We start from the raw sequence: 26858 nt of genomic DNA on the forward strand, positions 1-26858 counted from the left end.
AAAAATAATGGTCCCGTCGAAAAGATTACAACCGGTTCAGCGTGCAGCCCAGTCCCGGGAGAATGATGCGGCACGTGAATTGGGCGATTCCCAGCGCCGCATGCGTGACCAGGAGGCTAAACTGGGGGATCTGAAGCGTTATCACCAGGAGTATCTGGAGCGTTTTGAGACCACCGCACGCCAGGGCATGTCCGCCAAACAGATGCAGGAATACCGGGTGTTTCTGGAAAAACTGGACCGGGCCATCAAAGAGCAGGAACAGGTGGTCCTCGCCAGCAAGAGTGAATGCGTTACCCGCAAAGAGCAGTGGCAGCAGAAGCATGTACGTACCCAGGCGCTGGGCAAGGTAATGGACCGCTTTCGTTCAGCCGAACAAAAGGCTGATGACAAGCGCGAACAGGCAGAGATTGACGAGCGCAACCAGCGGGGACCGCGTTAAGCCAATAGCTGTTTCCCGTTATTCGTCCCGGAATCCCGGCGGCCTCTTGCCGGATACCAGATAGGCGAAGGCAATAACTTCGGCGATTGCCCGGTAGAGTGATTCGGGGATCTCATCTCCCAGTGGAATCTGCGAAAGAATGGCGGCGAGCTGCGGATCATTTTCCAGCGGTATGCCATGTTCCCGGGCCAGCAGAAATATCTGTTCCGCCAGTTTCCCCTGGCCCTTTGCCGTAATGCGTGGCGTATTTTCCCCGTCATACAGCAGGGCGATCGCGACATCAGGCGTTTGCTCGTAGGTTTCGCTCATGCCCGTTCATCCAGCAGCGGCGAGGGAGAGATGGGCTGGTCCGGCCTTTTGACGGCCGATCCCTGGCTGGCAGAGAGCTTGCCGACTTTTAATCCCGCCCTGGAAAATGCCTCGTTCAATGTCGGCAGAAATTGTTCAATCCGCTTCACCCCTTCGTCAAGTTCGGCGGTAAAGTGGCTGGAAATTTCATCCGCTATCAGGCTGAGTCGCGCACGGACCGGTCCGGTGGGCGGAATGTTGAAGTTGAGGGTCACTGACCAGTGATCCTCTGCCTGTTCAGCCGGTCTGGTCTCTTTTTCAAATTGGATCAGAAATTCATCATGACCCTCGGGATGGGATATGGGCAGTTCAAATTGCCAGAGCTGCTTGTGGCTGTTTTCATCCTGTGGCAGGGAGGCCAATTGATGTAACTGAATCCTGGCCAGCGCACCTTCGGCCTGATGGTGCAACTCCGCAAATAGTCTTGCCGCGATGAGTTGGAGCGCAGTGGCTGTATCGGCGGCCCTGCCGACCGGGGGGTCACCCAGAAGGTGGGCGGTGGTCAGCATCGGCTGCAACGTCGCCAGCAGTTTGAGCAGAATTCCCTTGAGATCGTTCTGTACCGGTTGGCCATTTAGCAGATGGGGTTCCATAAACAGGCCCGACTGGTTTAATGCCTGCCGGACGACAGCTCCAGTGATTGGCTGGCCGTTTGATAGTGTCTGGTTAATCAGCTGGCCGATTTGTCTGGCCAGCTCGGTTGTGGGGCTTTTTTCTATATTTCCCTGAACAGACTGTCCCTGGTTCGTCTGCAAGGCATTGGCGATTAGTTGCAGATTGCGTTCAAGCGGACTGGATCCGGCTGATGCACCGGGAAGGGCTGATGTCGTCTGCTGAATTAGCTGCTGGAAGAGGGTATCCAAGCTATTCTTGATGACGGCCGGGGCAGCGCCGGATGTAGTAACCGGGGCTTGTTGAATGGTTGTCAGTGATCTCAGGGCATCGAGCAACTGATTCAGTGGCAGTTGTTTAGGCAGAATGCTTTTAAGCGCCAGTGCCTGGGTGCTGGCGGAGGTGACTTCTCTGACTACTTTGAATTCCGGTATGTTGCCCGCTTTAACCACATCCAGGGCAAGCTGCTGGCCGATTTCCAGCTTCATGCCGGTTTTGACCGGTATCTTTATACCGCCGATATTCAGTTGTGCGATCCCCTTGTCGGCTGGAACCTCAACCACAGCCCGTACCACCTGCCCAGGCCGCAGTTGCTGCAAGGCATCCGAACGTGTTTGCTCGATAAACAGCCGTGGGTTCGAAATTGGGTCCGTGATTTGCATATCAATGTTCGGTATAAAGACCTGATGGTATTTTAGTTTATCGACCGGCAGGTCGATAGATTGAACGGGGATTGCCTCGGCGTAAATTGGTAATCGACAGCATAGAGATCCTATGACAGAGACAGATAAAGAGATTGAGACGACAAAACAGAACCTCTGGTATATCCGGCGCGATGGCCAGATAAAGGGGCCATATCCCTGTGGTGGTGTCAGGCGCTTTGTCCTTCTCGGCCGGGTGACTATGGAGGATCAGGTAAGCAATGACAGGAAACAATGGCGGCCCGTCTCCGAGGTGCCGGATGTCATTCCACCGGAAGTCCGAAAGGCGTTGGCAGAAGGAGAGACGGATCTGCTGATCGCATCGCGCATGCGTGAGGATGAGCGAAATGGCCGTGAGCGGCGAGTTTCTGCCGATGATGCGGAATTCAAAAGGCGCAGAAAAGGGGAGCGCCGACAGGCAGAGCTGGAGATTATGCAGCACCATCGCGAGGCCAAGACCGACCTGCTGGAACGGAGAGGGAAAAAGCCGCTGCCGCTGTTTTCTATCGGTGTGGTTGGTGTCCTGGTGGTTCTGGCTATCGGTTTTGGTTTTTATCTGGGGGCGCCGGAATCGATACCGGACCCCGATTGTGAGAGCAAGCCGGCGCCCGGGGTCAACTGGCGCAATTGCAGGATGGACGGTGTACAACTGGATGCCGCCGATCTGGATCATGCGCTGTTGAACAACGGTATGTTCCGTCGGGCAAAGCTTTCAGGCGGTAAATTCAATGACAGTGACATGAAATATGTCGACCTGTCGGAGTCGGACCTGAGCTATGCGGAGCTAAAACGTGCAGCGATGAAAGGGGCGACGCTGCGACATGCCGATTTATCCTATGCGGATCTAAGCGGGGCCGATCTCAGCTTTGCCGATCTAACCGGGGCCAATCTCGGTGGAGCGAAACTGCAGCAGGCGCGCCTCGATAACGCCATCTGGATCAATGGTGCGTCATGCCTTCCCGGATCGGTGGGGAACTGTCTGGTTAAACAGTAACCGATGACACGATGGTCAAGGAAAGGACTCCGTAGTGTAGCGAAAAACACGGATGTTTTCCGACCAGTGATTGGCAGACAGTCCGGCCTTGATTTTCAACTGTGTAACAAAGGCCTTGGGGTCGGGAAGCTGTGCCCAGACGGAGGGAAGAAAGGTGCCCCGATGGTGTCCCTCTTCCAGGATCAGACCGTCTTTCCCAGGGCGAAGCAAGTTGATCAGATCCGCCTCCGAATCAAAAGTCAGTGGCTGTGCCGGTGTCAGCAGTGAGAGGTGGATATCCAGCAGCGGTAGCTCGGCTGCCGTAACCGAGGGAAATCGCGGGTCCTGAAAAGCCGCCGAGTAAGCGTTGGCCGCCACATCGGCGACCAGGGGTTGGGTAGCCTCCAGGTGTCCGATACAGCCACGTAACTGGCCCTGCTTGAGCAGAGTGACAAAGGAAGCGCGTTGCTGTTGCAGTGGTGCTGTGTACGCGGTTGAGTCGACCGGCAGCGGCCGGCCATGTTGCAGCCCGTGGCGGATAGACGCTTCAGCCAGCGCAAGAAGTACTTCCCGATCACCCTCGCAGATCGGCTTTGTTATCTGATCAACTGAAGACATAGGCCCCATATCCGACAACCCGGTCATGCGAGCCGGCGGTATCACCGGAGTTTCGAAGATCAACCGTCCTGGCCTTCAGGCCATGCTTTTTTGCCACCAGTAACAGCCCGCTCACCGGTGTTCTGCCACAGGCGCTGTGGTAGGTGAGGGCCTCCGGTCGCAGTGCTTCTATGGCGCGGGAAGTTTTCAGGTCCATTTCGGCGGCTGTTTCATAATCCAGGTAGTGACTGAGGTCGGAGCTGATGACAACCAGATTCCCGCTGTCATCCCAGATTTGCTCGATAACTTCGGCCACCTGCTCTGCCGTGGCATCCCCGACCAGCAGCGGTACGATGCTGAAATCCTCCAGTACTTCCTGCAGAAATGGCAGGTGGACCTCAATGCTGTGTTCTTCCTCGAATGCCATATCGTTCAGATTAAGCTGCGGCAATTCAGACAGTTTCTCCACGATCGGCCTGTCCACCGGGATCAGCCCAAGCGGTGTCTGAAAATGGCTGGCGGAGCTATATACGATACCCCGGCAGGCCACCCGGTGGGCCGGTGCAAGCAGTATCACGCGATGAATGCCTGCAGCGGCAGGACCCAGGGTGGCATAGGCGCTGCCGGCAATTGGTCCGGAGTAGATGTAGCCGGCATGCGGCGCTATCAGCGCCTTCGGTGTGCAAGTAATGACATTTTCCGCTGCGGCAATAAATTCCCTGACTTGTCTATGCAGGGTTGCCGGTTCGGCCGGGTAGAAAAGTCCGGCGACAGCCGGTTGCTTTATCGTATTCATATTCGGGTGTCCTGGTGCTGAATCGTACTGCTGAACAGGTCATGCGATTCTATAATCAAGTGTAGAGCATAGATGTTTTATTGAGGTGGCGACATGCAAGCAGCGGTGACCGACTATCCGACCCTATATTGGCACAGGCTGGATGAAGGCAGAGTACAGTGCGATCTCTGTCCGCGTGAGTGCAAACTCAAGGAGGGGCAACAGGGGCTCTGTTTCGTGCGGGCCTGTCATGACGGAAAGGTGGTGTTGACCACCTATGGGCGCTCCAGCGGATATTGTATCGACCCAATCGAAAAGAAGCCGCTGAACCACTATCTGCCGGGTACCCCGGTACTCTCGTTCGGCACGGCTGGCTGCAATCTGAGCTGCCGTTTCTGCCAGAATTGGGATATGAGCAAGTCCCGGGAGATGGACACCCTGGCGGATGCCGCTTCCCCGATGGAGATTGCCGCAAAAGCCAGCCAGCTCGGCTGTCGCAGTGTGGCCTTTACCTATAACGATCCGGTGATTTTCATGGAGTATGCGGTGGATACCGCTATTGCCTGTCATGCACAGGGAATCCGTGCCGTTGCGGTGACCGCCGGTTACATCATGCCGGAACCGCGGGTGGAGTTTTACAGGCACATGGACGCCGCCAATATCGACTTGAAATCGTTCAGCGACAAGTTCTATCACAAGCTGACTGGCGCCCATCTGCAGCCGGTTCTGGATACCCTTGTCTACCTGAAGGAGCAGACGTCTGTCTGGTTTGAGTTGACCACGCTGCTGATACCCGGTGAGAACGACAGTGATGAAGAGCTCAGCCAGATGACCCGCTGGGTGGTGGCGAATCTCGGACCGGATGTGCCGATGCATTTTTCCGCCTTTCATCCGGACTGGAAAATGCTCAATCACCCACCGACCCCGGCGGCGACCCTGACCCGCGCCCGGGAGATTGCCCTGAGCAACGGGGTGCACCACGCCTACACCGGCAATGTGCATGACACTGCCGGTGGCAGCACCTTTTGCTCCGGTTGCGGCAAGTTGCTGATTGAACGTGACTGGTATGAACTGGGGGAGTGGCATCTCACGCCGGATGGACACTGCGAATACTGTGGGGCAGCCTGTCCCGGGGTATTCGAGGAGAAGCCCGGTGACTGGGGTGCGAAACGCATGCCGGTGCGGATGGACGGTTATCTATAGATCACCTACATTCCTGACTATTACCCACATCACAACATCACTGGTTTGTGTCCGATTGAGACTGGCTAGGTAGGGCCGGTTCCGGGATAATGCCGGCTTTTTGCAGGAAACTATATCGGCATGTGGTTCAAGAACCTTCAGATCTTCAGACTCCTTACCCCGTTTGAAATGACTCCCGAGACGCTGCATGAGCAATTGCTGGCGCGGGCGGCAAAAAGCTGTGGCAGCCTGGAGCCCGCCTCCTTCGGCTGGCAGCCGCCACTGGGCCGGGGGGCGGAACTGCTGACCCATGCGGTAAACGGTTGCATCATGATCTGCGCCAGGCGGGAAGAGCGGTTATTGCCCTCGTCCGTGGTTCGTGAGTTGCTGGAAGAGAAGGTTATTTCGATCGAAGAGGCGGAGGGGAGAAAGGTCCGGCGCAAGGAGCGGGAGGAGATCAAGGATGAACTGATCCATGACCTGCTGCCCCGTGCTTTTGTCAAATCGTCCGGTCACTACGCCTATATCGACACCCAGGCTAACTGGCTGGTGGTGGATGCGTCCAGTAGCAAGCGGGCCGAAGAGCTGGTCAGTCTGTTGCGTGAGACCCTGGGCTCGCTACCGGCAAAACCGCTTGAAGTGGCCCAGTCGCCGGCTTCCATCATGACCGCCTGGCTGAACGGATCCCTGCCATCGGCGGAGTTTCTGATTCAGGATGAGTGCGAATTGCGCGATACGGTGGAAGAGGGTGGCATTATTCGCTGTAAGCGCCAGGATCTGGAGGGCGATGAATTGCGGATTCACCTGGAGGCGGGTAAACAGGTAGTCAAACTGGCCCTGGAATGGGGTGAACGACTGGGGTTTGTGCTGTCGGATGACATGTCGATCAAGCGTCTGAAATTTCTTGATCTGATCCTGGAAGAGGCGGCTGCCGCCGAGGCAGAGGACGCAGCTACCCGGTTCGATGTCGATTTCGCCCTCATGAGTCTTGAGCTCCGGGGGTTTATCACCCGGCTGGTTGAGACCTTTGGCGGGTTGGCCGAGGAGAGCTGACTTATCGGTGTCCCGGACGCGGCCCATGGGATTACCGCCTTATCGGGCTTTCCGTGAACGCCTTGAGCTGTTGGCTCCGGGCGTCCACGGGGACAACGCCGGTAAAATGGCTCAGGGCAGGGTGACCGGGACCGGTGGCTGCCAGTTTTCCGCCCGATGTTCGGCCACCACTGTGGTATAGATACCGCCACGTACATTGAAGTCTGCAGTCAGGCGCATGAAGCGGGGCTGGGTGGCCGCTACCAGATCACTTAGAATCCGGTTGGTCACCGCCTCATGAAAGGCTCCCTCATCCCTGAATGACCAGGCGTACATCTTCAGGGACTTCAGCTCGACGCAGAGTTTATCGGCAATGTACTCAATGGTGAGCTCAGCGAAGTCGGGCTGTCCGGTCTTCGGGCAGAGACAGGTAAACTCAGGTACCTCGATGCGGATGGTGTAGTCTCTTTCCGGCTGGGGATTGTCGAAAGTTTCCAAGGTCTTGCTGGGTTGGCTTGGCATGTGCAAATGTTCTCGATCTGTAGAAGAAATTCGGCGATTATACGGGAGTTGCCGGCCGGCCTGAAGCGAGTGCTTTAGATGGCCGGAAAAATATTAGATATAACAATTAATTAGCGTTAATAAACAATAAGATAAAAGAAATATTTAAAGTAAAATAACCAGACCTGGTTCTCTTGTGTCCGGGTCCGCCTAGCTGTATGTTACCGAGTCTATGCGCTTAGAAAAAATCAAACTGGCCGGATTTAAATCCTTTGTCGATCCAACGACCGTGCACATCCCGAGTAATCTGGTCGGAATTGTCGGACCAAATGGCTGCGGAAAATCCAATGTAATTGATGCGGTTCGCTGGGTGATGGGCGAGAGCTCGGCCAAAATGCTGCGTGGCGAGTCGATGGCGGATGTCATTTTTAACGGTTCGACCAGCCGTAAGCCGGTCGGTACCGCCAGCATTGAACTGGTGTTTGATAACAGCGACGGTACTGCCGGCGGACAGTACGCCCAGTACAGCACTATTTCTGTAAAGCGCCAGGTCTCCAGGGACGGCCAGTCCAACTATTTGATGAACGGCGTGCGTTGCCGGCGGCGTGATATCACCGACCTGTTTCTGGGTACCGGGCTGGGTCCGCGCAGCTATTCCATTATCGAGCAGGGGATGATCTCGCGGCTGATTGAAGCCAGGCCGGAAGATCTGCGTGCCTTCCTGGAGGAGGCGGCCGGCATCTCCAAGTACAAGGAGCGGCGCCGCGATACCGAAAACCGGATTCGCCGCACCAAAGAGAACCTGGACCGGCTGAACGATCTGCGCGATGAGATCGCCAAGCAGCTACAGCATCTGCAGCGCCAGGCCAATACCGCGGAGCGATACAAGGAGTACAAGGAACAGGAGCGCCGGCTCCAGGCCGAGCTGCTGGCGCTGCGCTGGCGCAGCATGGATGACGATATTAAGCGTCGGGACAAGGATATCCTGGAGCAGGAGACCGATCTGGAGGCAGCCATCGCCAAGCAACGGCGGCTGGAAGCCGAGATCGAAAAAGATCGTAGTGGTCATACAGAAGCCAATGACAGCTTCAACGAGGTGCAGGGGCGTTTCTACGCGGTCGGCAGCGAAATCGCCCGTCTGGAGCAGTCGATTCAATACGCCAAGGAGAGTCGTGCCCAGTTCGAGCATGATCTGCACCAGACCGAACAGGCGTGGCAGGAGTCCAGCGATCACCGTCAGCAGGACGAGGCGCGGCTTGAAGAGCTGAATGCCAGTCTGGAAGAGCAGGAGCCGTTGCTGGAGCAGGCGCGGGAGATCGAACTGGAATCCGCCGCCAGACTGGCCGATGCCGAGCAGGCCATGCAGTCCTGGCAGAATGAGTGGGAGCGATTTAATCATCAGGCGGCGGAACCGGCGCAGACGGCGCAGGTGGAACGCACCCGGATTAATCATCTTGATGACAAAAGCAGTCAGACCCAGAAACGACTTGAGCGGTTCATGGAGGAACAGGAGCGGCTGAATGATCAGCAACTGCTGGACAGTATCCAAACGCTGGAGTTGCAGGAGCAGGAGCGCGAGGAGCAGTCCGCGCTGCTGCAGGAGAATCTGGCCACGGCGGCCGACAGAATAACCACTATTCGCCAGGAAAACCTGCACACCGGACAGCAGCTGGACGAGGCGCGCGCGGCCCTGCAGACAGCACGCGGCCGTTACGCCTCGCTGGAAGCGCTGCAGCAGGCGGCATTGGGTAAACAGGAGCATGCGGTCACCGAGTGGCTGGAGACCCAGGGGTTGGGGAAGGCATCCCGACTGGCCCAGAAGATCGAGGTTGAGGACGGTTGGCAGCGGGCTGTGGAAACCGTACTGGGCTTTCATCTGCAGTCGGTTTGCAGCGATGGGCTGGATAACCTGGAAACGATGCTGACTACGTTTGAAGCCGGCACGCTCTCCCTGTTCGATACCAGTGTCGCCGGGGAAGAGCGACCAGCTGTCGCGGATGCACTGCTGAACCGGATCAACTCTCCCTGGCCGCTGAACGGTCTGCTCGGTAATGTCCGCACGGCAGATGATCTGGCCCATGCCTATGCCATGCGCGGCAGCTTGAAAGCCGACGAGTCTGTCATTACCCCGGACGGCATCTGGCTGGGCAGCAACTGGCTGCGTCTGAGTCGCGGAGAAGATGAGACCTCCGGAGTACTGGCGCGTGAACAGGAGATTCGCCAGCTGGATGAGCGTATCGCCGAGTTGGACGAACAGACGGAGCAGGCTTCAATCGCACTGGCCGAGGGGCGTGAGCAGCTGCATGCGGCCGAACAAGAGAAAGAGCTGGCACAGAAACAGCTCAATGAAGTTAACCGGGGTCTCTCTGAATTGCGTTCCCTGTTGACCGGCAAGCGAACCCGTGCGGAGCATCTGAAACACCGCGGCGAAACTATTCAGCGCGAGATGGATGAGTTACGCGACCAGGCCGAAAATGATCGGGATGAGCTGGAGATGTCCAGGGCTCGTCTGCATGCCGCCCTGGAGGAGATGGAAACACTGGGTGAGCGACGTGAAATGCTGGTACAGCAGCGCGAAACCCTCAGTCGGACGCTGAACGAAATCCGTGAGGAGTCAAACCGGCAGCGCAATCAGGCCCATGCCGTCGCCCTGCAGATTGAATCCATGCGCAGTTCACACGCCTCCCTGACCCAGAGTCTGGAGCGCATGCAGGGGCAGCTTGCACATCTCACAGCACGCCGGGAAGAGCTGATGCACTCCCTGGAGGAGGGGCAGATACCGCTGCTTGAGAAGGGCGAGGCGCTGGAACAACAGCTTGCCCTGAGGGTGGAGGTCGAAGCAGAACTGGCCAAGGCGCGCGCGACTCTCGAAGAGATTGATGTCAGGGTCAGACGGCTGGAACAGGAGCGGTCGGCCTGTGAGCAGGAAGTGATGCGTCAGCGCACCACCATGGACCAGGCCCGTATGAATCGGCAGGAGGTGCTGATTCGCTGCAAGACCGTGGAAGAACAGCTGAAAGAGACCGGTTTTCAGCGTGAACAATTGTTTCTTGAGTTGCCGGGCGAGGCCACTATTGATGAGTGGCAGCAACTGGTAGAACAGATGGATGGGCGCATACGCCGCCTCGGACCGATTAATCTGGCAGCTATCGATGAGTACCAGGAACAGTCCGAGCGGATGAAATACCTGGATGCCCAGCATGCCGATGTGACCGAATCTCTCGAAACCCTGGAGAACGCCATCCGCAAGATTGATCGGGAGACCCGCACCCGCTTCAAGGAGACCTTCGACAAGGTCAATAGCGGTCTGCAGGAGAAGTTCCCCCGGCTGTTTGGCGGTGGGCATGCCTATCTTCAGTTGACTGGTGAGGATCTGCTGGACACCGGTGTCACGGTCATGGCGCGACCGCCGGGCAAGCGCAATTCGAGTATTCATCTGCTGTCCGGTGGTGAAAAAGCGCTCACCGCGGTGGCCCTGGTATTCGCCATTTTTGAGCTGAATCCGGCACCGTTCTGTATGTTGGATGAGGTGGATGCACCGCTCGATGACGCCAATGTGGGGCGCTTCTGTGAACTGGTGAAATCCATGTCTGAACAGGTCCAGTTCATTTTTATCAGCCATAACAAGATCACCATGGAGATCGCCAATCAACTCACCGGTGTCACCATGCATGAACCGGGTGTATCACGTCTGGTCTCGGTGGATATTTCGGAGGCAGCCGAGCTGGCGGCCATGTAAGACATGGTTCAGGGCGCCGTCGATTTGATGAAAAGCGTACAAAAAACGCCATGGGCGCTGTACTATCAACCGCATGACACTGACACTAGTGAACCTGTAAACGAATGGATGCCGATATACTTCGTCTGATTTTGTTTCTTGCCGGCGTAGGCCTGATTCTGGGGATCTATTTCTGGGATCGTCACAAAAAGGTCAATGCCCGGGTGCATGCCATACGCAAGGCTCAGCTTGAGAGTTTTGAATCCCCGGAAGACTTGACGGAGCGCGTTGACCCCAGTTGGAGTGACGCACCCGAGCGTGAGGACTTGGCCGAACCGGTTGTCGACCGGATTTCCTTCGATGACGCGGATGATGATTCGGATGACGAGGAGCTGGAGGCCGAACTGAAGCAGCTTGATAGTGTTGCACATGAAGCCTACCGTGAAATAGAGCCTGCGATACGACAGGAGTCCTTTTTATTCACCGCCGACGATCCGGATGATGCACAGGATGAACTGCTCCGGGAGGGCCTGCCCGGCATGATCCTGCAGATCCATGTGGTGGCATCAAAGGGATCGTTTTCCGGAGAACAGATACTGCGGGGGGCGCGGGATGTGGAACTCGAACACGGTGATATGAACATTTTTCACCGCTATGATTCCAGCGGTCCCAGGTCACGGGTGGTTTTCAGCATGGCCAGCATGCTTGAGCCGGGTATTTTTCCATTGGACCAAATGGGCGAGTTCAGCACGCCCGGCCTGGTGCTGTTCGGCCAGCTACCGGGACCCAAGGATGGCCTGGCAGCCTTCTCCGATATGCTGTTCACCGCTGAGCGTCTGGCAGCCCTGCTGGAGGGAGAGTTGCAGGACGAGACTCACAGCGTACTCAGCAAACAGACTATCGAACATATCCGCGAGCGAATCCTGGAACACCGCCGACAGGTCCAGCTGGCCCTTAGTAAACGATGAGTACTCCCCTGGCGATATTACAACGTGCGGCTGAGCTGCGCGAACAACTCAATCTGCATAACTATCGCTACTATGTCCTGGATGATCCACAGGTTCCGGATAGTGAATATGATCGGCTGATGCGCGAGTTGCAGTCGCTGGAACAGCAGTTTCCCGATCTGATTGTGCCGGACTCGCCCACCCAGCGGGTAGGTGCCCAGCCACTGGACGGCTTTGGCGAAGTGTTGCATCGGATGCCGATGTTGTCGCTTGAAAACGCTTTTTCCGATACAGAGATGGTTGATTTCGACCGCCGGGTACGGGAGCGGTTGGGTGAGGTGGGCGAAGTCATTTATACCGCTGAACCGAAACTGGACGGATTGGCTATCAGCCTGCGCTACGAATCGGGCCTGCTGGTGCAGGCCGCCACCCGGGGGGACGGCAGTCGGGGTGAGGATGTGACCCATAATGCGCGTACCATCCCCTCTGTTCCCCTGCGTCTGCTGGGTGAAGACTGGCCGCAAGTGCTGGAGGTGCGTGGGGAGATCTATATGCCCCTGGCCGGTTTTGAGCGACTGAATCAGCGCGCCCGGGTCAATGGAGAAAAAGGTTTCGCCAATCCCCGCAATGCCGCTGCCGGCAGCCTGAGGCAGCTCGACCCGAAGATTACCGCGCAACGGCCGCTGGCGATGTATTGCTACGGCTTTGGTGAGATTTCCGGCGGGCCGCTGGCCGCTTCCCAGAGCGAGAGTATTCGACGCCTGGCTGATTGGGGGTTAAGGATTTCGCCGGAAATGCGCACGGTTGAAGGCGCCGCGGGTTGTCTCGACTATTACCGGGAGATTGGCGAGCGCCGTGCCGCCCTGGACTACGAAATCGATGGTGTTGTGTTCAAGGTGGACAGCCTGGAACAACAGCAGCGACTGGGCTTTGTCTCCCGCGCGCCGCGTTGGGCTATTGCGCAAAAATTTCCCGCACAGGAGGAGATGACGCGCCTGCTGGCGATCGATATCCAGGTGGGCAGGACCGGCGCCCTGACCCCGGTGGCCAGACTGGAACCGGTCACCGTGGCGGGTGTCACCGTCACCAATGCCACACTGCACAATGAGGAAGAGATCAGGCGCAAGGATATCCGGGTGGGTGACAGCGTGATTATCCGCCGGGCGGGTGATGTTATCCCCCAGGTGGTGCGATCGATCCCTGAGCAACGTTCTGCCGATGCCCGGCCGTTCGAGATGCCGCAACAGTGTCCGGTCTGTGGCGCCGATGTCATTCGGGATGCGGATGAAGCGGTAGTGCGTTGCAGTGGCGGGCTGTTCTGTCCCGCGCAGCGGCGTCAGGCCATCAAGCACTTTGCCGCCCGCCGGGCCATGGATATTGAAGGGCTGGGGGACAAGCTGGTGGACCAGCTGGTTACCCTGGGGATGGTGGAGACGCCCGCCGACCTGTTTCATCTCCAGTTGACTGCATTGGAGGGGATGGAGCGCATGGGCCGGAAATCGGCCGAGAATCTTCTTGCCGCACTGGAGAAGAGCAAGCGGACCAGCTTGGGACGTTTCCTGTTTGCGTTGGGTATCCGCGAGGTGGGTGAGGCCACGGCCCAGTCACTGGCCAATCATTTTGGTGATCTGGAACCGATCATGCGGGCCGATATCGATGCGCTGCTGCAGGTGCCGGATGTGGGTCCGGTGGTGGCGGAGCACGTCTTCACCTTCTTTCGCCAGGCGCATAACCAGGAGGTGATAGAGGCGCTAATCCAAGCTGGGGTGCGTTGGGAGGCGATCGCTGTTCCGGATCTGGCCAGCCAGCCGCTTGCAGGCAAGGTGTTCGTCATTACCGGCACTCTCAGTAAGCCGAGAGACGAGATCAAGCAGCGCCTGATAGCCCTTGGTGCCAAGGTGACCGGCAGTGTCTCAAAAAAGACCGATTACCTGATTGCCGGTGCCGACGCCGGTTCCAAGCTGACCAAAGCGGAAACCCTCGGGATAGCGATTCTTGATGAATCCGGACTAAACGAATTGCTGGAAGAATAGTACCGCGCAGTTATTGTCATTTAGCATCCGAATGTGCTTGCTGATATCGTTGGATCTGTCCCTAACTCTTTGTTTTTTATTGTTGTTTGGTATTTACTTAAGGTCCGTTTAGGGCTAAGCTGTGCGGCCTTTTCCTTCCCTGGTTCATATTCTGGAGACTCCATTGAGTTCAGCCAAAAATCTGATTTTTCATGTCCGGCCGGGAGGCTGCCTGACAGGTACCCTGCGCGTGCCGGGAGATAAATCGATCTCACACCGCTCAATCATGCTCGGTTCACTCGCAGAGGGGACGACCCAAATTACCGGTTTCCTGGAGGGAGAGGACAGCCTGGCCACCCTGCAGGCGTTTCGCGCGCTGGGCGTGGAGATCGCCGGTCCGGTGGATGGCAAAGTCACTATTCAGGGTGTCGGCATGCATGGCCTGAAAGCCCCGTCTGGTCCGCTGGACCTGGGGAACTCAGGAACCTCCATGCGCCTGTTGGCCGGGCTGCTGGCCGGCCAGGGACTGGAACTGACATTGGTTGGGGACAGTTCGCTCTCCAGTCGGCCCATGCGCCGGGTGACCGATCCTTTGCGAGCCATGGGCGCGCGGGTGGAAACCACTGAACAGGGGACCGCGCCGTTGGTGATTCACCCGGTTGATCACTTGAATGGCATCGATTACGCATTGCCGGTGGCCAGTGCCCAGATCAAGTCCTGTCTGTTGTTGGCCGGGCTCTATGCCAAGGGAACAACCCGGGTTACCGAGCCGGCTCCCACCCGGGACCATACCGAGCGCATGCTGAGCGGCTTTGGCTACCCGGTTCAACGTGTCGGGGCTACCGCTTCTCTCAACGGTGGAGGGAAACTGACCGCCTGTGACATCGACATACCGGCGGATATCTCCTCTGCCGCATTCTTCCTGGTTGGTGCCAGTATCGCCCCCGGCTCGGATATCCTGCTGGAGCATGTGGGGATCAATCCGACACGGGAAGGGGTGATCAATATCCTGCGGCTGATGGGCGCGGATATCGAGGTTCTGAATCAGCGGGATGTGGGGGGTGAACCGGTGGCGGATCTGCGAGTGCGTTCTGCAGACCTTCACGGTATCAGGATACCTGTTGATCAGGTGCCACTGGCCATTGATGAGTTTCCGGCACTTTTCGTTGCTGCAGCCTGCGCCCGGGGAGAGACTGTTCTGACGGGCGCGGAAGAGCTTAGGGTCAAGGAGAGTGACCGGATTCAGGTGATGGCTGATGGTCTGGCATCCCTGGGTGTGGATGCGACCCCAACGCCGGACGGAATCGTGATTCAAGGCGGTTCGATTCAGGGCGGCAGGGTCGGCAGCCACGGCGATCACCGGATCGCCATGGCCTTTGCCATGGCGGCCTTGCGAGCAGAGGGGAAGATCCTCATTGATGACTGCAGCAACGTGAACACCTCATTCCCCGGATTTGTCAGGTTGGCCGGCTCCGTGGGGCTGGCTATCGACAGCGAAGAGGAGAATTGAATGGCCCCAATCATCACCATTGACGGACCGAGCGGTTCTGGTAAGGGCACCATTGCCAGCCGGCTGGCCGGCATTCTGGGCTGGCGTTGCCTTGATAGTGGAGCACTTTACCGGTTGCTTGGATACTCGGCGGAGCGGGCTGGAGTCGATCTTGATAATGCGCAACAGTTGGCCCGACTGGCGCTTAAAATGGATATTGAATTCCGGGAGGGGCTTGTACTGCTCAACGGGGAGGATGTCAGTCTGGCGATTCGTACTGAGCAGGCGGGCAATGCCGCCTCCAAAGTAGCGGCGTTGCCCGAGGTTCGAGAGGCGCTGCTGACCTGGCAGCGGGCTTGTGCCGTGGAGCCGGGGCTGGTGGCCGATGGCAGGGATATGGGCAGCGTGGTTTTCCCCCGGGCGGAGGTGAAAGTATTTCTCGACGCCAGCGCGGAGGAGCGCGCTCGTCGTCGATATAAGCAGTTGATAGAGAAGGGTTTAAGTGCTAACCTACAGAGTCTGGTTGCGGAGATTCGTGAACGGGATGATCGGGATCGTAACCGTAGCGTAGCACCACTGAAAGCCCCCGATGGGGCGTTGATTGTGGACTCAACAGCACTCTCTATTGAAGAGGTGCTGGAACTGGTGTTGGCACGGGTTCATGAAACACTGCCAAACCTGGTGTAACTGGTGGCCCGTTACAGGGCTGTTTTTTTTAACTTCAACCCACGTCGACCCGGTAGTAATCAGGTCGATACAATAATCGGTTCGCCGATTAGGATTATTAACCCATGACCGAAAGCTTTGCTGAACTTTTTGAAGAGAGCGTCGCGCAAACTCAGCTGCGCACCGGTGCCATTATCGTTGGTACCGTACTGGAAATCACCAATGACGCCGTAATTGTAAATGCCGGACTGAAATCTGAGGGGGTTATCCCGAAGAGCCAGTTTTTGAACCTGGCCGGAGAGATCGAAGTCGCTGTTGGTGATCAGGTCGAGGTAGCTCTCGACGCTGTTGAAGATGGATTCGGTGCAACCCGTCTTTCTCGTGAAAAGGCCAAACGCCATCACGCATGGAAGGTCCTCGAGACAGCATTTGAAGCAGAAGAAAATGTAACCGGCCGTATCAACGGCAAGGTTAAGGGTGGATTCACTGTTGAACTGGGCGAGATCCGTGCATTCCTCCCGGGCTCACTGGTTGATGTTCGCCCTGTTCGCGATACTACCTATCTCGAGGGCAAGGATCTCGAATTCAAGGTAATTAAACTGGATCAGCGCCGCAATAACGTCGTGGTATCACGTCGTGCAGTGGTTGAGACCGAGTACAGCGCCGAACGTGAAGCGTTGCTGGAAAGTCTGCAGGAAGGCATTGAGATCAAGGGTATTGTCAAGAATCTTACTGACTATGGCGCCTTCGTGGACCTTGGCGGTATTGATGGTCTGCTGCACATTACCGATATGGCCTGGAAACGCGTCAAACATCCGTCCGAGGTGGTTGAGATCGGTGAAGAGATTTCCGTCAAGGTCCTGAAGTTCGACCGTGACAAACAGCGTGTCTCACTCGGCCTGAAACAGATGGGTGATGATCCCTGGACGAATCTGGCTCGCCGCTATCCGGAAAACACCCGCCTCTTTGGTAAGGTGACCAACCTCGCCGACTATGGTTGCTTCGTTGAGATTGAAGAGGGCGTTGAAGGTCTGGTGCACGTTTCCGAGATGGATTGGACCAACAAGAACATTCATCCTTCCAAGCTGGTTCAGCTGGGTGATGAGGTTGAGGTTATGGTCCTGGATATCGACGAGGAGCGTCGTCGTATTTCCCTGGGCATGAAGCAGTGCAAGAACAATCCCTGGGAAGAGTTTGCTGAGACCCACAAGAAGGGTGATCACGTTACCGGCAAGATCAAGTCAATTACTGATTTCGGTGTGTTCATCGGTCTGGACGGTGGCATTGATGGTCTGGTTCATCTTTCGGATATCTCTTGGGATGAAGCGGGTGAAGAGGGCGTGCGTGATTACAAGAAGGGCCAGGAACTGGAAACGGTTGTGCTCTCCGTTGATCCGGAGCGTGAGCGCATCTCCCTGGGTATCAAGCAACTCGACAAAGATCCCTTCTCCGCTTACCTGGCGAATAATGCCAAGGGCGATATCGTCAAAGGTATTATCAAAGAGGTTGATAAGCGCGGTGCGGTCGTCACCCTGGCAGAGGGTATTGAGGGCTATATTCGTGGCTCCGAAATCTCCAGGGATCGCGTAGAAGATGCACGTGCCGAGTTAAAGGAAGGGGATGAGGTCGAAGCCCGCTTCCTCGGTGTGGATCGCAAGAACCGCACTATTACGCTATCCATCAAGGCAAAGGATTTTGCCGAAGAGCAGGCAGCAATCAAGTCCTATTCAAGTGCACCAACAGGTACCGCTACACTTGGCGATATGCTGAAGGCACAAATGGATGAAGCATCCAAGAAGTGATCCGTTGCGGTAAGCGCAGTTGATCTAGGTAAGCCGGAACCCAGTATTGGGTTCCGGCCTAATCAAGGGGATTCAAAAAGAATGACAAAATCTGAATTGATTGACGTCATCGCAAAAGAACAAAGCCACCTTGCATACCGTGACGTGGAGTTGGCTGTCAAATGCATGCTGGAGCAGATGAGTCAAACCCTGGCCTCCGGGGAGCGTATCGAGATTCGGGGTTTTGGTAGCTTCTCTCTTCATTTTCGTCCACCAAGACAGGGGCGTAATCCGAAGACTGGAGCGTCAGTAGCGCTGGCAGGAAAATATGTTCCGCATTTTAAACCGGGTAAGGAGTTGCGTGAGCGGGTAAATGAAAGCGCCGCCAGCGGATCCAAAATAACCGGTTAATCACGAAATACACCCTGATGCTATTAATCTGGAAATAGCGCTCCGGATTAAATTTTCTTGGTATATGTTCGAGCTTCGAGTAACTATTCAAGAATACTTTACCCGCGGCGTGGCCGGTGGTATTTACGGCTCGTCTCGAGTCAGAGTGCCGGGGTTTGTTTCTGCTTATAGTGTATTGGAGCTTGGATAAAGCCAGGTGAAATAAGGGGGCGCTGTTTTTCCCGCCTGTTTGTCCTGATAGGGCCAAGCGCCATCCGACCTATTCAATAAGACCATTCAATTTAGCCTGGTAAATCTTTGCAAGCTTGATCAGGTTAAGGCTTAGCCATTTCGGCATGGGCACCTTCGACACTGCGTTGTATTCAGTATCCCTGATCTGGCTGTAAATAGTCCCGGCACGTCGTATATGAAACGAGGTGCGATTTTTTCTTAGACGGATACAGCCATGGCCAATAGATAGACAGAGGTAACCACGGCCACCGATACCAGATGCAATCGGGAATCTGAGCGTGAAGGCTTATTGTTCGGAGTGCACGCCATTAGACTGGAAATCTGATTGCGAACCTGATCCTGCATGATATAACCATTTTTATATTTCATGGTGCGTACCTAACGTAGTGGGTCATCTTTAAGGTTAATTGCGACAATCTTTCCCTGGTATGCCGCACGCCAGGACGGTCCTTGTTCTCTAATGGTTCTATGATAGTACAAAGAGAACGAAAATAGAACATTTGTTTTGCAGAAAGAGATATGGAATTAAAAGCCTTGATTTTGAACGCATAAACCAGATTTCATCCTGATGCGTGATCGAATGAACAGATCTCTGGCAGGGACAGAATAATCTCCTATATAATCGGTGCAGAATTTTATGTGAAGTAGTGATGCTATGCAGAACCTTGATATTGATGCCTGTATAGAGGCGATCTGTAACAAAGGATGTCAGGCAGTGAGGCGTGAAATCCAGCTGCTAGAGCAGGGTCAGACCCTGCCGGAGCTGTCTCATCTCAGTCTGAAAGCACGCCAGTCAGTGCTGGAGGAGCTCAAAACAATCATGTCTGTTTATGGAAATAGCTGCAGAGTTTAGCGGTGATAGGCTATATATCCAGAAAATCTGAATAATTAATTCACCAAAATATTGATCACCACATTGAGCCGAGCCTTCTAGCCCGGCTCTGTTTTTTGTGCATGGGTTAGAACCAGGCACATAACCGGAATCAGAGCTGTCATGCAGAAAATTATTAGCCAGATTGCTGAAGAGTTGAGTGTAGCGATACCCCAGGTAATGGCGGCGGTAGGGCTACTGGACGAGGGTGCAACCGTGCCATTCATCTCCCGCTACAGAAAGGAGAAAACCGGTGGCCTGGATGATGCCCAACTGCGGAATCTGGAAGAACGCCTCGGATATCTGCGTGAGCTTGAGGATCGACGTGAGACCGTGCTTAACAGTATCCGGGAACAGGGCAAACTGACGGAGGCACTTGAGCGGGATATTGTTACCGCAGAGACCAAAACCCGACTGGAAGATCTCTATCTGCCATACCGGCCCAAGAGAAGGACCAAGGCGCAGATCGCACGGGAGGCGGGTATTGAGCCGCTGGCGGAAAAGCTGCTGTCTGATCCGACGCTCGATCCGCTAGTCGAGGCGTCCGGCTATCTGAATAAGGAGGCCGGCTTTACCGATGACAAACTGGTGCTTGACGGGGCCCGGCAGATTCTCATGGAACGCTTTGCGGAGAATGCCGAACTGCTTGGTGCGTTACGTGACTATCTGTGGGACCAGGGTGTTCTCAAGTCACAGCTGGTTAAGGGAAAGGAACAAGACGCGGCCAAGTTCAAGGATTACTTTGAATATGCGGAACCGATTCGCCAGGTCCCATCCCATCGGGCGTTGGCGCTATTTCGCGGACGAAATGAGGGCTTACTGAATCTCGAACTGGTGGTTGATGAGGAGATATCAGGCACAACACCTTGTGAAATCACCATAGCCCGCAAGGTTGGTGTTGAAGATCAGGGGCGTGCCGCAGATGCCTGGTTGAAGGAGTGTGTGCGCTGGGCATGGCGTGTGAAAATATTCAGCCATCTCGATCTGGAACTAAAAATGCGCCTGCGGGAGGCTGCTGAAGAAGAAGCTATCAAGGTATTTGGGCATAATCTAAATGACCTGCTGTTGGCGGCTCCGGCGGGTAATTTGCCGATTCTAGGGCTTGACCCTGGTCTGCGAACGGGCGTCAAGGTGGCAGTAGTGGATGCTACTGGCAAAGTGCTTGATACGGATACTATCTATCCGCATGCCCCCAAAAACCGCTGGGACGCCTCTATCGCTTCACTGGCTACATTGGCAAAGTGCCATGGCGTACGCCTTGTGGCTATCGGTAATGGTACGGCCTCACGGGAAACCGACCGGCTGGTCGCCGATATGATCAAGCGTCATCCCGAACTGAAGTTGCAGAAGGTTATGGTGAGCGAAGCGGGCGCCTCGGTCTATTCCGCTTCCGAGCTGGCGTCGGCTGAATTGCCTGACCTTGACGTGACCCTGCGTGGGGCCGTATCAATCGCCAGACGGCTCCAGGACCCACTGGCGGAACTGGTAAAGATCGAACCCAAGGCAATTGGTGTCGGCCAATACCAGCATGACGTGAATCAGACCCGCCTGGCCCGGCAACTGGATAATGTGGTGGAAGATTGCGTGAACTCGGTCGGTGTCGATATCAATACTGCCTCTCCTGCGCTGCTCGGACAGGTTTCCGGATTGAACAAAACCCTGGCGGAGAACATTGTCAGATATCGTGATGAACACGGTGCATTCAAGGACCGCCGCCTGCTGTTGAAAGTGCCCAGACTAGGCGACAAGAGCTTCGAGCAGGCTGCCGGTTTTCTCCGGATCAATGCCGGCGACAACCCGCTGGATGCGTCTGCCGTTCATCCGGAAGCCTATCCGGTTGTTGAGCGGATATTGCTCAAGGCGGGGCGTCGCATCCAGGATGTTATTGGTGACAAGGCATTTCTTGGCACACTCAAGCCTGAGCAGTTTACAGATGAAAAATTTGGCGTACCGACCGTCACGGATATTATCTCTGAGTTGGAAAAGCCGGGACGGGATCCGCGTGGCGAGTTCAAAACAGCCAGTTTTCAGGAAGGCATTGAGAAAGTGGCCGATCTGAAACCTGATATGGTGCTGGAGGGTGTTGTCACTAATGTGACCAATTTCGGGGCGTTTATCGATATTGGCGTTCATCAGGACGGATTGGTACACATCTCTGCCATGTCTGAAAAGTTTATCAAGGATCCACGAGAGGTGGTGAAGGCCGGTGATCTGGTAAAAGTGAAGGTAATGGAGGTGGATGTCGTTAGAAAACGTATTGGCCTGAGCATGCGATTGTCTGACCAGAGCAACACCGACAACAGAAACAAAAGTCCTAATAAATCTGCTGGCAAAGCGTCGTCCAAGTCCGAGCAGAGGCCGACCAGGCAGCAAACTCGGAATGCACCTCCCTCTGGAGGAGCGATGGCTGCCGCGCTTGGTGATGCGTTAAAAAAACGGCGTTAGGGTGTTTTATTCCAACTAACCATTCACTCTGTGTATACTTTATCGGTATTCAAAACCAATAAGATTTAGCGAAGGTTTTTTCAGAAGTTGCGGATAGCACTCAGAATAGAGGTAGGAACTGAGAAAGGTGCGCGTGAGGGGGTGCCGGCACTGTTACGCCTGCTGGATGAGCACCAGATTAAGGCCACTTTCTTTTTTAGCCTTGGTCCTGACTATTCGCGTTATCCATTCAGTGATCATATCCCCCGAATAATCAGGCAGCAGTTGCCGGTTTCCTACATCGGTAAGCGGTGTCGAGACAATCTCCGGGCGGTGGCAGATGCCGGTCATGATATCGGTATTTCTTCCTTTACCGCATCCGATTGGAAGCGTGATGTAGCTTTTCAGACTGCCGATTGGACCCATAGTGAAATGCTGCTCGCCTGTGATGCATTTAACAAGCTGTTTGGCAGAGCGCCTCGCTGTTTTGCTGCAATGGGATGGCAGATCAATCCTTATGTGTTGAGTGAAGAGGAAGCGCTTGGGTTTGATTTTGCGTCCGATGTGCGTGGGCATCATATTTTTCTACCTGAATCACAAGGGGTTCGTTCGAGCTGTCCCCAGATACCTACAACCCTTCCGACGCTGGATGAGCTGCTAACTCAGGAAGAGGTTAACCATGAGAACTTGCATCAGTATCTTTATGCGGCTTGTCAGCGAATTATGCCCAATGGCGAGGTATTCAGTTTGTCCGCGGAGAGAGAGGGCGGGAGTCTTCTCAAGGTTTTTGAGCGACTGCTGGTGATGTGGAAAGGGGGGCAGTGGGAGATCCGCTCCATGAGTGAACTTTTCAGCAGGATTGCGGATGTATCCCTGAATCGGCACCTTGTCGGTTGGGGGACCGTAGACGGGCGCACACAGCATGTTGCAATGCAGAGTACACCCCTGTGACATGTTCGGTCTATCGGCCAGAATATCTGTACTGGTAAATTGACGGGGGAAAGTGTGTGCCATTACCGCTACGTCTAAGAAACAGTGAGCTTAGGGGGCTGATTTATGTCGCCCCATCAAAGATTCATGGTAAAGGTGTTTTTGCCAGGCAGGAGTTGTCAAAGGGCGAGTATATAGGTACTTATCACGGCCCGGTCGCCCGGCGAAATGGTACCTATGTGCTTTGGGTCTATGAGCCGGATGATGATGAGAATGCAATCGGGCGCAGTGGTAAAAATCTTCTGCGCTATCTTAACCACAAAATACCGGGCAATGCTGAATTTGACGGATTTGATCTATATGCCAGAGTGACAATCAGGCCTGATGAAGAGATCACCTTTGATTATGGAGCGGAATGGCCTGTATCTGGATGACAGGAAATAGCGGCTGTTTTAGTGATACCGCCTCATTTGACCAACCAGGATGCCTTGTATCTGCACTTGGTCCGGTGCATAGGTCATTGGTGACAGGCTTGCATTGGCAGGGTGCAGGATTACGCGATCCGGTTTTTGCTCTATACGTTTGAGAGTCGCATCGCTTCCATCAACTAGGGCAACGACAATTTCTCCGTTACGCGCATGATCACGCTGTTCAATGATGATCTGATCACCATCCAGAATACCCTCTTCAATCATGGAGTCACCCTTGACCTGAAGGACATAACAGGGCCGATTGGTATGTAAATAGTCCGGCACCTCGATCGTTTCTTGCTGTTCAACCGCTTCAATGGGGTGGCCTGCAGCAATATAGCCGAGGAAGGGCAGTCCCTGGGCTTCATCCTGACTCTGGCCGCTAAGTCGTATACCCCGCCGGCGATTATTCATGGGTTCAATCAATCCGGCATCAATCAGTGCCTGGATCTGTTTATGCAACGAACCTTTAGAACTGAGTCCAAGCGCATTGCATAGTTCGTCCAGCGTTGGGGGATGGGGAAACTTATCCAGATTGGCTTGCAGGTAGTCATATATTTCCTGCTGTCTGCGTGTCAGATGATCAATCATACAAGGCTCCCTGTTCTATTGTTGTTCTATTATAGCCAAAAGAGAACAAATGGGAAACAGGTGTCCCGAATTTAGTGGGTCAGTTGATTAATTAATCTGTAATGGTGTGGAACTACCGTGTTGTGTCCCCCATCATGAGCCTGTGTGGCGCTTTAAATTAGAATCCACTCGATTGATGGGGGAGGCAACATTAAGAGAGATCAGGGGGGACCTGTTCGATAGTATGCTAATGATGGGACGCCACTTTTAATCGACCGGCGGGGCGTTTTTTATCAGTGGTAATCCCGGCATGGAGGTAATCTATCTGTATGCCTGATCTCCGGCGATCCTGTTTGCGTTTTTCACTGATGTCACGGGAGATCTGTTCGAGCGAAGTTCGTCTTCTGTCCCGTTTCGTTGACCGCCGGAAGAATTTCCTGACTTCAACTTTTTTGGTTTTGAATATCTCACCGTTAAGTCTGTTTATCAGGCTAAGGGCCGCAGAAGGGGGGTCAACATGGACGATACCGTGATACTCAACCTGTTTGGTTTTGGGATTGTCAATGCGGCAGATATCACAATGACCAAGCGTACCTATAGGTGAAAATTGCAGCAGATACCATTTTGGTCTTAATGCTTCGGAAACGAACTGCATGAGGTCAAGCCGGGTAGTTGAGTTCGGCAACCTTCGAATGAAAATCTCCATGTTTCAATCCCTGTGCAGGCTATTTCAAGAATAATCCAAGTAGTTGGACATTGTTTCGTTCGAATAGATCCGGTTCCGAAATCTGCTGGAAATATCGCGCATTTGCTCAGATGGTTAGTCGAAATATAGCACCATTGACAAGTGTATTCTTAGAAAAGTGAATAATTAGGAAAAATATGCAGGTTAATTGAGGTGTGTGCCGGCGACCGTTCTTGACACGGCCGCCGGCGCTTTGGGATCAGGTTGAAAGGCACCAGATCCGAAGGTGTGCCAGATTAGCTGAGAAGTGGGGCAATGACGAGGCTGACAATGGCCATCACGTTAATCAGAATATTCATCGATGGACCCGAGGTGTCCTTAAAGGGATCACCGACAGTGTCACCGACTACCGCTGCCTTATGCACATCCGAGCCTTTGCCACCAAAATTGCCTTTTTCAATGTGCTTTTTGGCGTTATCCCAGGCGCCGCCGGCATTGGCCATCATTAATGCCAACAGAACACAGGCAAGCAACGCGCCACCGAGCATGCCCCCGAGCGCTTCGGCACCCAGAATGAAACCGATGACCATCGGTGCCGAAACGGCGATGACACCTGGAAGGATCATCTTCTTTAAAGCTGCAGTTGTCGCAATATCCACGCAGCGTGCGCTGTCGGGATCAGCAGTGCCTTCCATCAATCCCGGTATTTCGCGGAACTGGCGACGGATCTCCTTGATCATGTCGAAGGCGGCGTCACCCACGGCCGTCATGGTAATAGCGGCAATCAGAAATGGCAGAATACCACCAATGAACAGGCCGATAAGCACATCAGGATTGCTCAAGTTGAGGCTGAAGCCGGGGATGTTGGCGGAAACTGTTTCCACATAGGCGGTAATAATGGCCAGTGCGGCCAGTGCGGCCGCGCCGATGGCGAAGCCTTTACCAATTGCCGCGGTGGTATTACCCAGTTCATCCAGCGAGTCGGTAATTGCACGGGTTTCCGGCCCCAGTCCACCCATCTCGGCAATTCCGCCCGCGTTATCGGCGACTGGCCCATAGGCATCGATCGCCATGGTGATGCCCACTGTGGCAAGCATGCCAACGGCCGCGATACCCACACCATAAAGACCGACCAGGGAGCTTGATGCGAAGATTATGGCGCAGATGGTCAGGATTGGAATAACCACGGACTGCATACCGATTGCCAGTCCTGCGATCATCACGGTCGCCGGGCCTGTCTCACCGGCTTTGGCAATCTGTATGATAGGTTTGCCGGCGGTATAGTATTCGGTAACCAGACCGATGATTATCCCACCGACCGCACCGGACAGCACAGCTCCCCAGATGGCGGCTGAAACACCGATCATCTTAATCAGCGCCAGCGAGGCGATGATGAACAGTATGGTTGCACCAATGGTACCGATGCGCAGGGCAACTTCAGGACTTTTTGCAGAGTATTTGCGCACCAGCAGAATACCCCCAATGGAACAGATGAGACCCAGAGAAGCGAGAGCCAGGGGCAGGAACATCAGGTCCGCCTGCTTGCCGAGTGGGTCGAGGACGTCCACCGTCATGGTGGATGCGATTGCGATGGTCGCAATCATGGCGCCGCAATAGGATTCGAAGATATCGGATCCCATGCCGGCCACATCGCCGACATTGTCGCCGACATTGTCGGCAATAACACCGGGATTACGTGGATCATCCTCGGGAATGCCCGCCTCGATCTTACCAACCAGGTCGGCGCCCACATCGGCTGACTTGGTAAATATACCACCGCCAACACGGGAGAAGAGGGCCACGGTAGAGGCACCCATGCCGAAACCGTGTATGGCATGAGCGGTTTCCGGGTCTCCGCCGAAGAAGAGATAAAGCGTGCCGAGTCCAAGCAGACCCAGAGATGCGACCGACAGGCCCATGATAGAGCCGCCGAAGAAGGCAATGGAGAGGGCCTCGGATGCGCCTTTTTCATGAGCCGCCGTGGTGGTTCTCACGTTCGCCTGGGTGGCCGAAAACATCCCGATATAGCCAGCCAGCGCAGAGGCGCTGGCGCCCACGACAAAGGCAAAGGCGGTTTTAACCCCGAGCATGAATAGCAGCAACACAACCAGAATGGCTGAAAATGTCCCCAGCATTTTGTATTCGCGCCGCATGAAGACCATGGCGCCTTCATGTATCGCTTCTGCTATTTTGGTGACTTTTTCGTTGCCGGTCTCATACTGCATGACCAGTTTGTAGATCTTAAAGGCCACGATTAGGCCCAGGACCCCCAGTAATGGTGGTAATAAGTTACTTAAACTCATTTATCCCCTCGTTTTTTTTATTCAACATAAAAACAATCGTCCGGGTTTAATGGCAATGAACGACATCAACCCCTGATTAAACGATCCTGATACAAGACAATTGGAACAACGGAATCACACAGTTTTCGGTGTTGCAAGATAAAATACTCGAATAGCCAGATTAATAAAAGCAATCAGAAGTATATCTGAA

22 protein-coding genes are annotated in these 26858 nt (G+C 54.8%); 14 read left to right on the forward strand and 8 right to left on the reverse strand.

All coding sequences use genetic code 11. The features are described 5' to 3' along the window. Positions 1 to 7 precede the first annotated feature (7 nt). Complete coding sequence (gene fliJ / locus A3GO_RS0113025) at positions 8 to 439, forward strand: flagellar export protein FliJ (protein ID WP_029133761.1); 432 nt, start codon at positions 8 to 10, stop codon at positions 437 to 439. An 18-nt stretch (positions 440 to 457) separates the two neighbouring features. Here the strand turns inward: fliJ and A3GO_RS0113030 are convergent, their stop codons facing one another. Both A3GO_RS0113030 and fliK read right to left on the reverse strand, forming a co-directional pair. Further along, entirely contained in the window at positions 458 to 748 is a 291-nt protein-coding gene (locus A3GO_RS0113030) for an EscU/YscU/HrcU family type III secretion system export apparatus switch protein (RefSeq protein WP_029133762.1), read from the reverse strand. After that, positions 745 to 1962, reverse strand: a complete 1218-nt coding sequence (fliK, locus tag A3GO_RS0113035) for a flagellar hook-length control protein FliK (protein WP_169720407.1) — start codon at positions 1960 to 1962, stop codon at positions 745 to 747. The genes A3GO_RS0113030 and fliK overlap by 4 nt, the downstream gene beginning before the upstream one ends. A gap of 211 nt (positions 1963 to 2173) precedes the next feature. On the opposite strand from fliK, the gene A3GO_RS23825 reads away from it, so the two are divergent. Beyond that, positions 2174 to 3094, forward strand: a complete 921-nt coding sequence (locus A3GO_RS23825; RefSeq protein ID WP_051302263.1) for a pentapeptide repeat-containing protein — start codon at positions 2174 to 2176, stop codon at positions 3092 to 3094. A 15-nt stretch (positions 3095 to 3109) separates the two neighbouring features. Here the strand turns inward: A3GO_RS23825 and amrA are convergent, their stop codons facing one another. Together amrA and amrB are read right to left on the reverse strand one after the other, a co-directional pair. Continuing rightward, positions 3110 to 3691 carry an AmmeMemoRadiSam system protein A gene (amrA, locus tag A3GO_RS0113045; RefSeq protein WP_029133764.1) on the reverse strand — a complete coding sequence of 194 codons (582 nt, stop codon included), beginning with the start codon at positions 3689 to 3691 and terminating at the stop codon, positions 3110 to 3112. Beyond that, positions 3678 to 4466 carry an AmmeMemoRadiSam system protein B gene (gene amrB / locus A3GO_RS0113050; protein ID WP_029133765.1) on the reverse strand — a complete coding sequence of 263 codons (789 nt, stop codon included), beginning with the start codon at positions 4464 to 4466 and terminating at the stop codon, positions 3678 to 3680. The genes amrA and amrB overlap by 14 nt, the downstream gene beginning before the upstream one ends. 93 nt (positions 4467 to 4559) lie before the next feature. Here amrB and amrS point away from each other — a divergent pair, with 93 nt between their 5' ends. Both amrS and rdgC read left to right on the forward strand, forming a co-directional pair. Further along, a complete protein-coding gene (gene amrS / locus A3GO_RS0113055) occupies positions 4560 to 5648 on the forward strand; it encodes an AmmeMemoRadiSam system radical SAM enzyme (RefSeq protein ID WP_029133766.1) in 1089 nt (362 codons plus the stop codon). 120 nt (positions 5649 to 5768) lie between these two features. Further along, complete coding sequence (gene rdgC / locus A3GO_RS0113060) at positions 5769 to 6680, forward strand: recombination-associated protein RdgC (RefSeq protein ID WP_029133767.1); 912 nt, start codon at positions 5769 to 5771, stop codon at positions 6678 to 6680. Positions 6681 to 6791: 111 nt separating this feature from the next. Here the strand turns inward: rdgC and queF are convergent, their stop codons facing one another. Next, a complete protein-coding gene (queF, locus tag A3GO_RS0113065; protein ID WP_029133768.1) occupies positions 6792 to 7181 on the reverse strand; it encodes a preQ(1) synthase in 390 nt (129 codons plus the stop codon). Between the two features lie 211 nt (positions 7182 to 7392). Here queF and smc point away from each other — a divergent pair, with 211 nt between their 5' ends. From smc to A3GO_RS0113120, 10 genes are all read left to right on the forward strand, one after another. Then, entirely contained in the window at positions 7393 to 10899 is a 3507-nt protein-coding gene (smc, locus tag A3GO_RS0113070; protein ID WP_029133769.1) for a chromosome segregation protein SMC, read from the forward strand. A gap of 104 nt (positions 10900 to 11003) precedes the next feature. After that, entirely contained in the window at positions 11004 to 11846 is an 843-nt protein-coding gene (gene zipA / locus A3GO_RS0113075) for a cell division protein ZipA (protein ID WP_051302265.1), read from the forward strand. Continuing rightward, positions 11843 to 13858 (forward strand): NAD-dependent DNA ligase LigA, encoded by a 2016-nt coding sequence (gene ligA / locus A3GO_RS0113080; RefSeq protein WP_029133771.1) that lies wholly within the window; start codon positions 11843 to 11845, stop codon positions 13856 to 13858. Before zipA ends, ligA begins: the two co-directional genes overlap by 4 nt. 163 nt (positions 13859 to 14021) lie before the next feature. Then, positions 14022 to 15347, forward strand: a complete 1326-nt coding sequence (gene aroA, locus A3GO_RS0113085) for a 3-phosphoshikimate 1-carboxyvinyltransferase (RefSeq protein WP_029133772.1) — start codon at positions 14022 to 14024, stop codon at positions 15345 to 15347. Continuing rightward, the gene (cmk, locus tag A3GO_RS0113090) at positions 15348 to 16013 is read left to right on the forward strand and encodes a (d)CMP kinase (protein WP_029133773.1); all 666 of its coding nucleotides are present in this window, start codon (positions 15348 to 15350) and stop codon (positions 16011 to 16013) included. It begins immediately after the preceding gene. 104 nt (positions 16014 to 16117) lie between these two features. Then, positions 16118 to 17794 carry a 30S ribosomal protein S1 gene (gene rpsA, locus A3GO_RS0113095; RefSeq protein WP_029133774.1) on the forward strand — a complete coding sequence of 559 codons (1677 nt, stop codon included), beginning with the start codon at positions 16118 to 16120 and terminating at the stop codon, positions 17792 to 17794. 81 nt (positions 17795 to 17875) lie between these two features. Beyond that, complete coding sequence (gene ihfB / locus A3GO_RS0113100) at positions 17876 to 18184, forward strand: integration host factor subunit beta (RefSeq protein ID WP_029133775.1); 309 nt, start codon at positions 17876 to 17878, stop codon at positions 18182 to 18184. A 1225-nt stretch (positions 18185 to 19409) separates the two neighbouring features. Continuing rightward, on the forward strand, positions 19410 to 21731 hold the full coding sequence (locus A3GO_RS0113110; RefSeq protein WP_029133777.1) for a Tex family protein: 2322 nt from the start codon (positions 19410 to 19412) through the stop codon (positions 21729 to 21731). Positions 21732 to 21818: 87 nt separating this feature from the next. Continuing rightward, the gene (locus A3GO_RS0113115; protein ID WP_029133778.1) at positions 21819 to 22661 is read left to right on the forward strand and encodes a polysaccharide deacetylase family protein; all 843 of its coding nucleotides are present in this window, start codon (positions 21819 to 21821) and stop codon (positions 22659 to 22661) included. 56 nt (positions 22662 to 22717) lie between these two features. Continuing rightward, entirely contained in the window at positions 22718 to 23074 is a 357-nt protein-coding gene (locus tag A3GO_RS0113120) for an SET domain-containing protein (RefSeq protein WP_029133779.1), read from the forward strand. A gap of 18 nt (positions 23075 to 23092) precedes the next feature. Here A3GO_RS0113120 and lexA read toward each other — a convergent pair whose 3' ends face one another. The 3 genes from lexA to A3GO_RS0113135 form a co-directional block, all read right to left on the reverse strand. Continuing rightward, on the reverse strand, positions 23093 to 23698 hold the full coding sequence (lexA, locus tag A3GO_RS0113125; RefSeq protein WP_029133780.1) for a transcriptional repressor LexA: 606 nt from the start codon (positions 23696 to 23698) through the stop codon (positions 23093 to 23095). A 229-nt stretch (positions 23699 to 23927) separates the two neighbouring features. Further along, on the reverse strand, positions 23928 to 24386 hold the full coding sequence (locus A3GO_RS26170) for an RNA recognition motif domain-containing protein (RefSeq protein WP_157606813.1): 459 nt from the start codon (positions 24384 to 24386) through the stop codon (positions 23928 to 23930). 275 nt (positions 24387 to 24661) lie between these two features. Then, the gene (locus tag A3GO_RS0113135) at positions 24662 to 26668 is read right to left on the reverse strand and encodes a sodium-translocating pyrophosphatase (protein WP_029133781.1); all 2007 of its coding nucleotides are present in this window, start codon (positions 26666 to 26668) and stop codon (positions 24662 to 24664) included. Positions 26669 to 26858 lie beyond the last annotated feature (190 nt).

It is taken from the genome of Sedimenticola selenatireducens DSM 17993, assembly GCF_000428045.1.
GTDB classification, from domain to species: Bacteria; Pseudomonadota; Gammaproteobacteria; order Chromatiales; family Chromatiaceae; genus Sedimenticola; species Sedimenticola selenatireducens.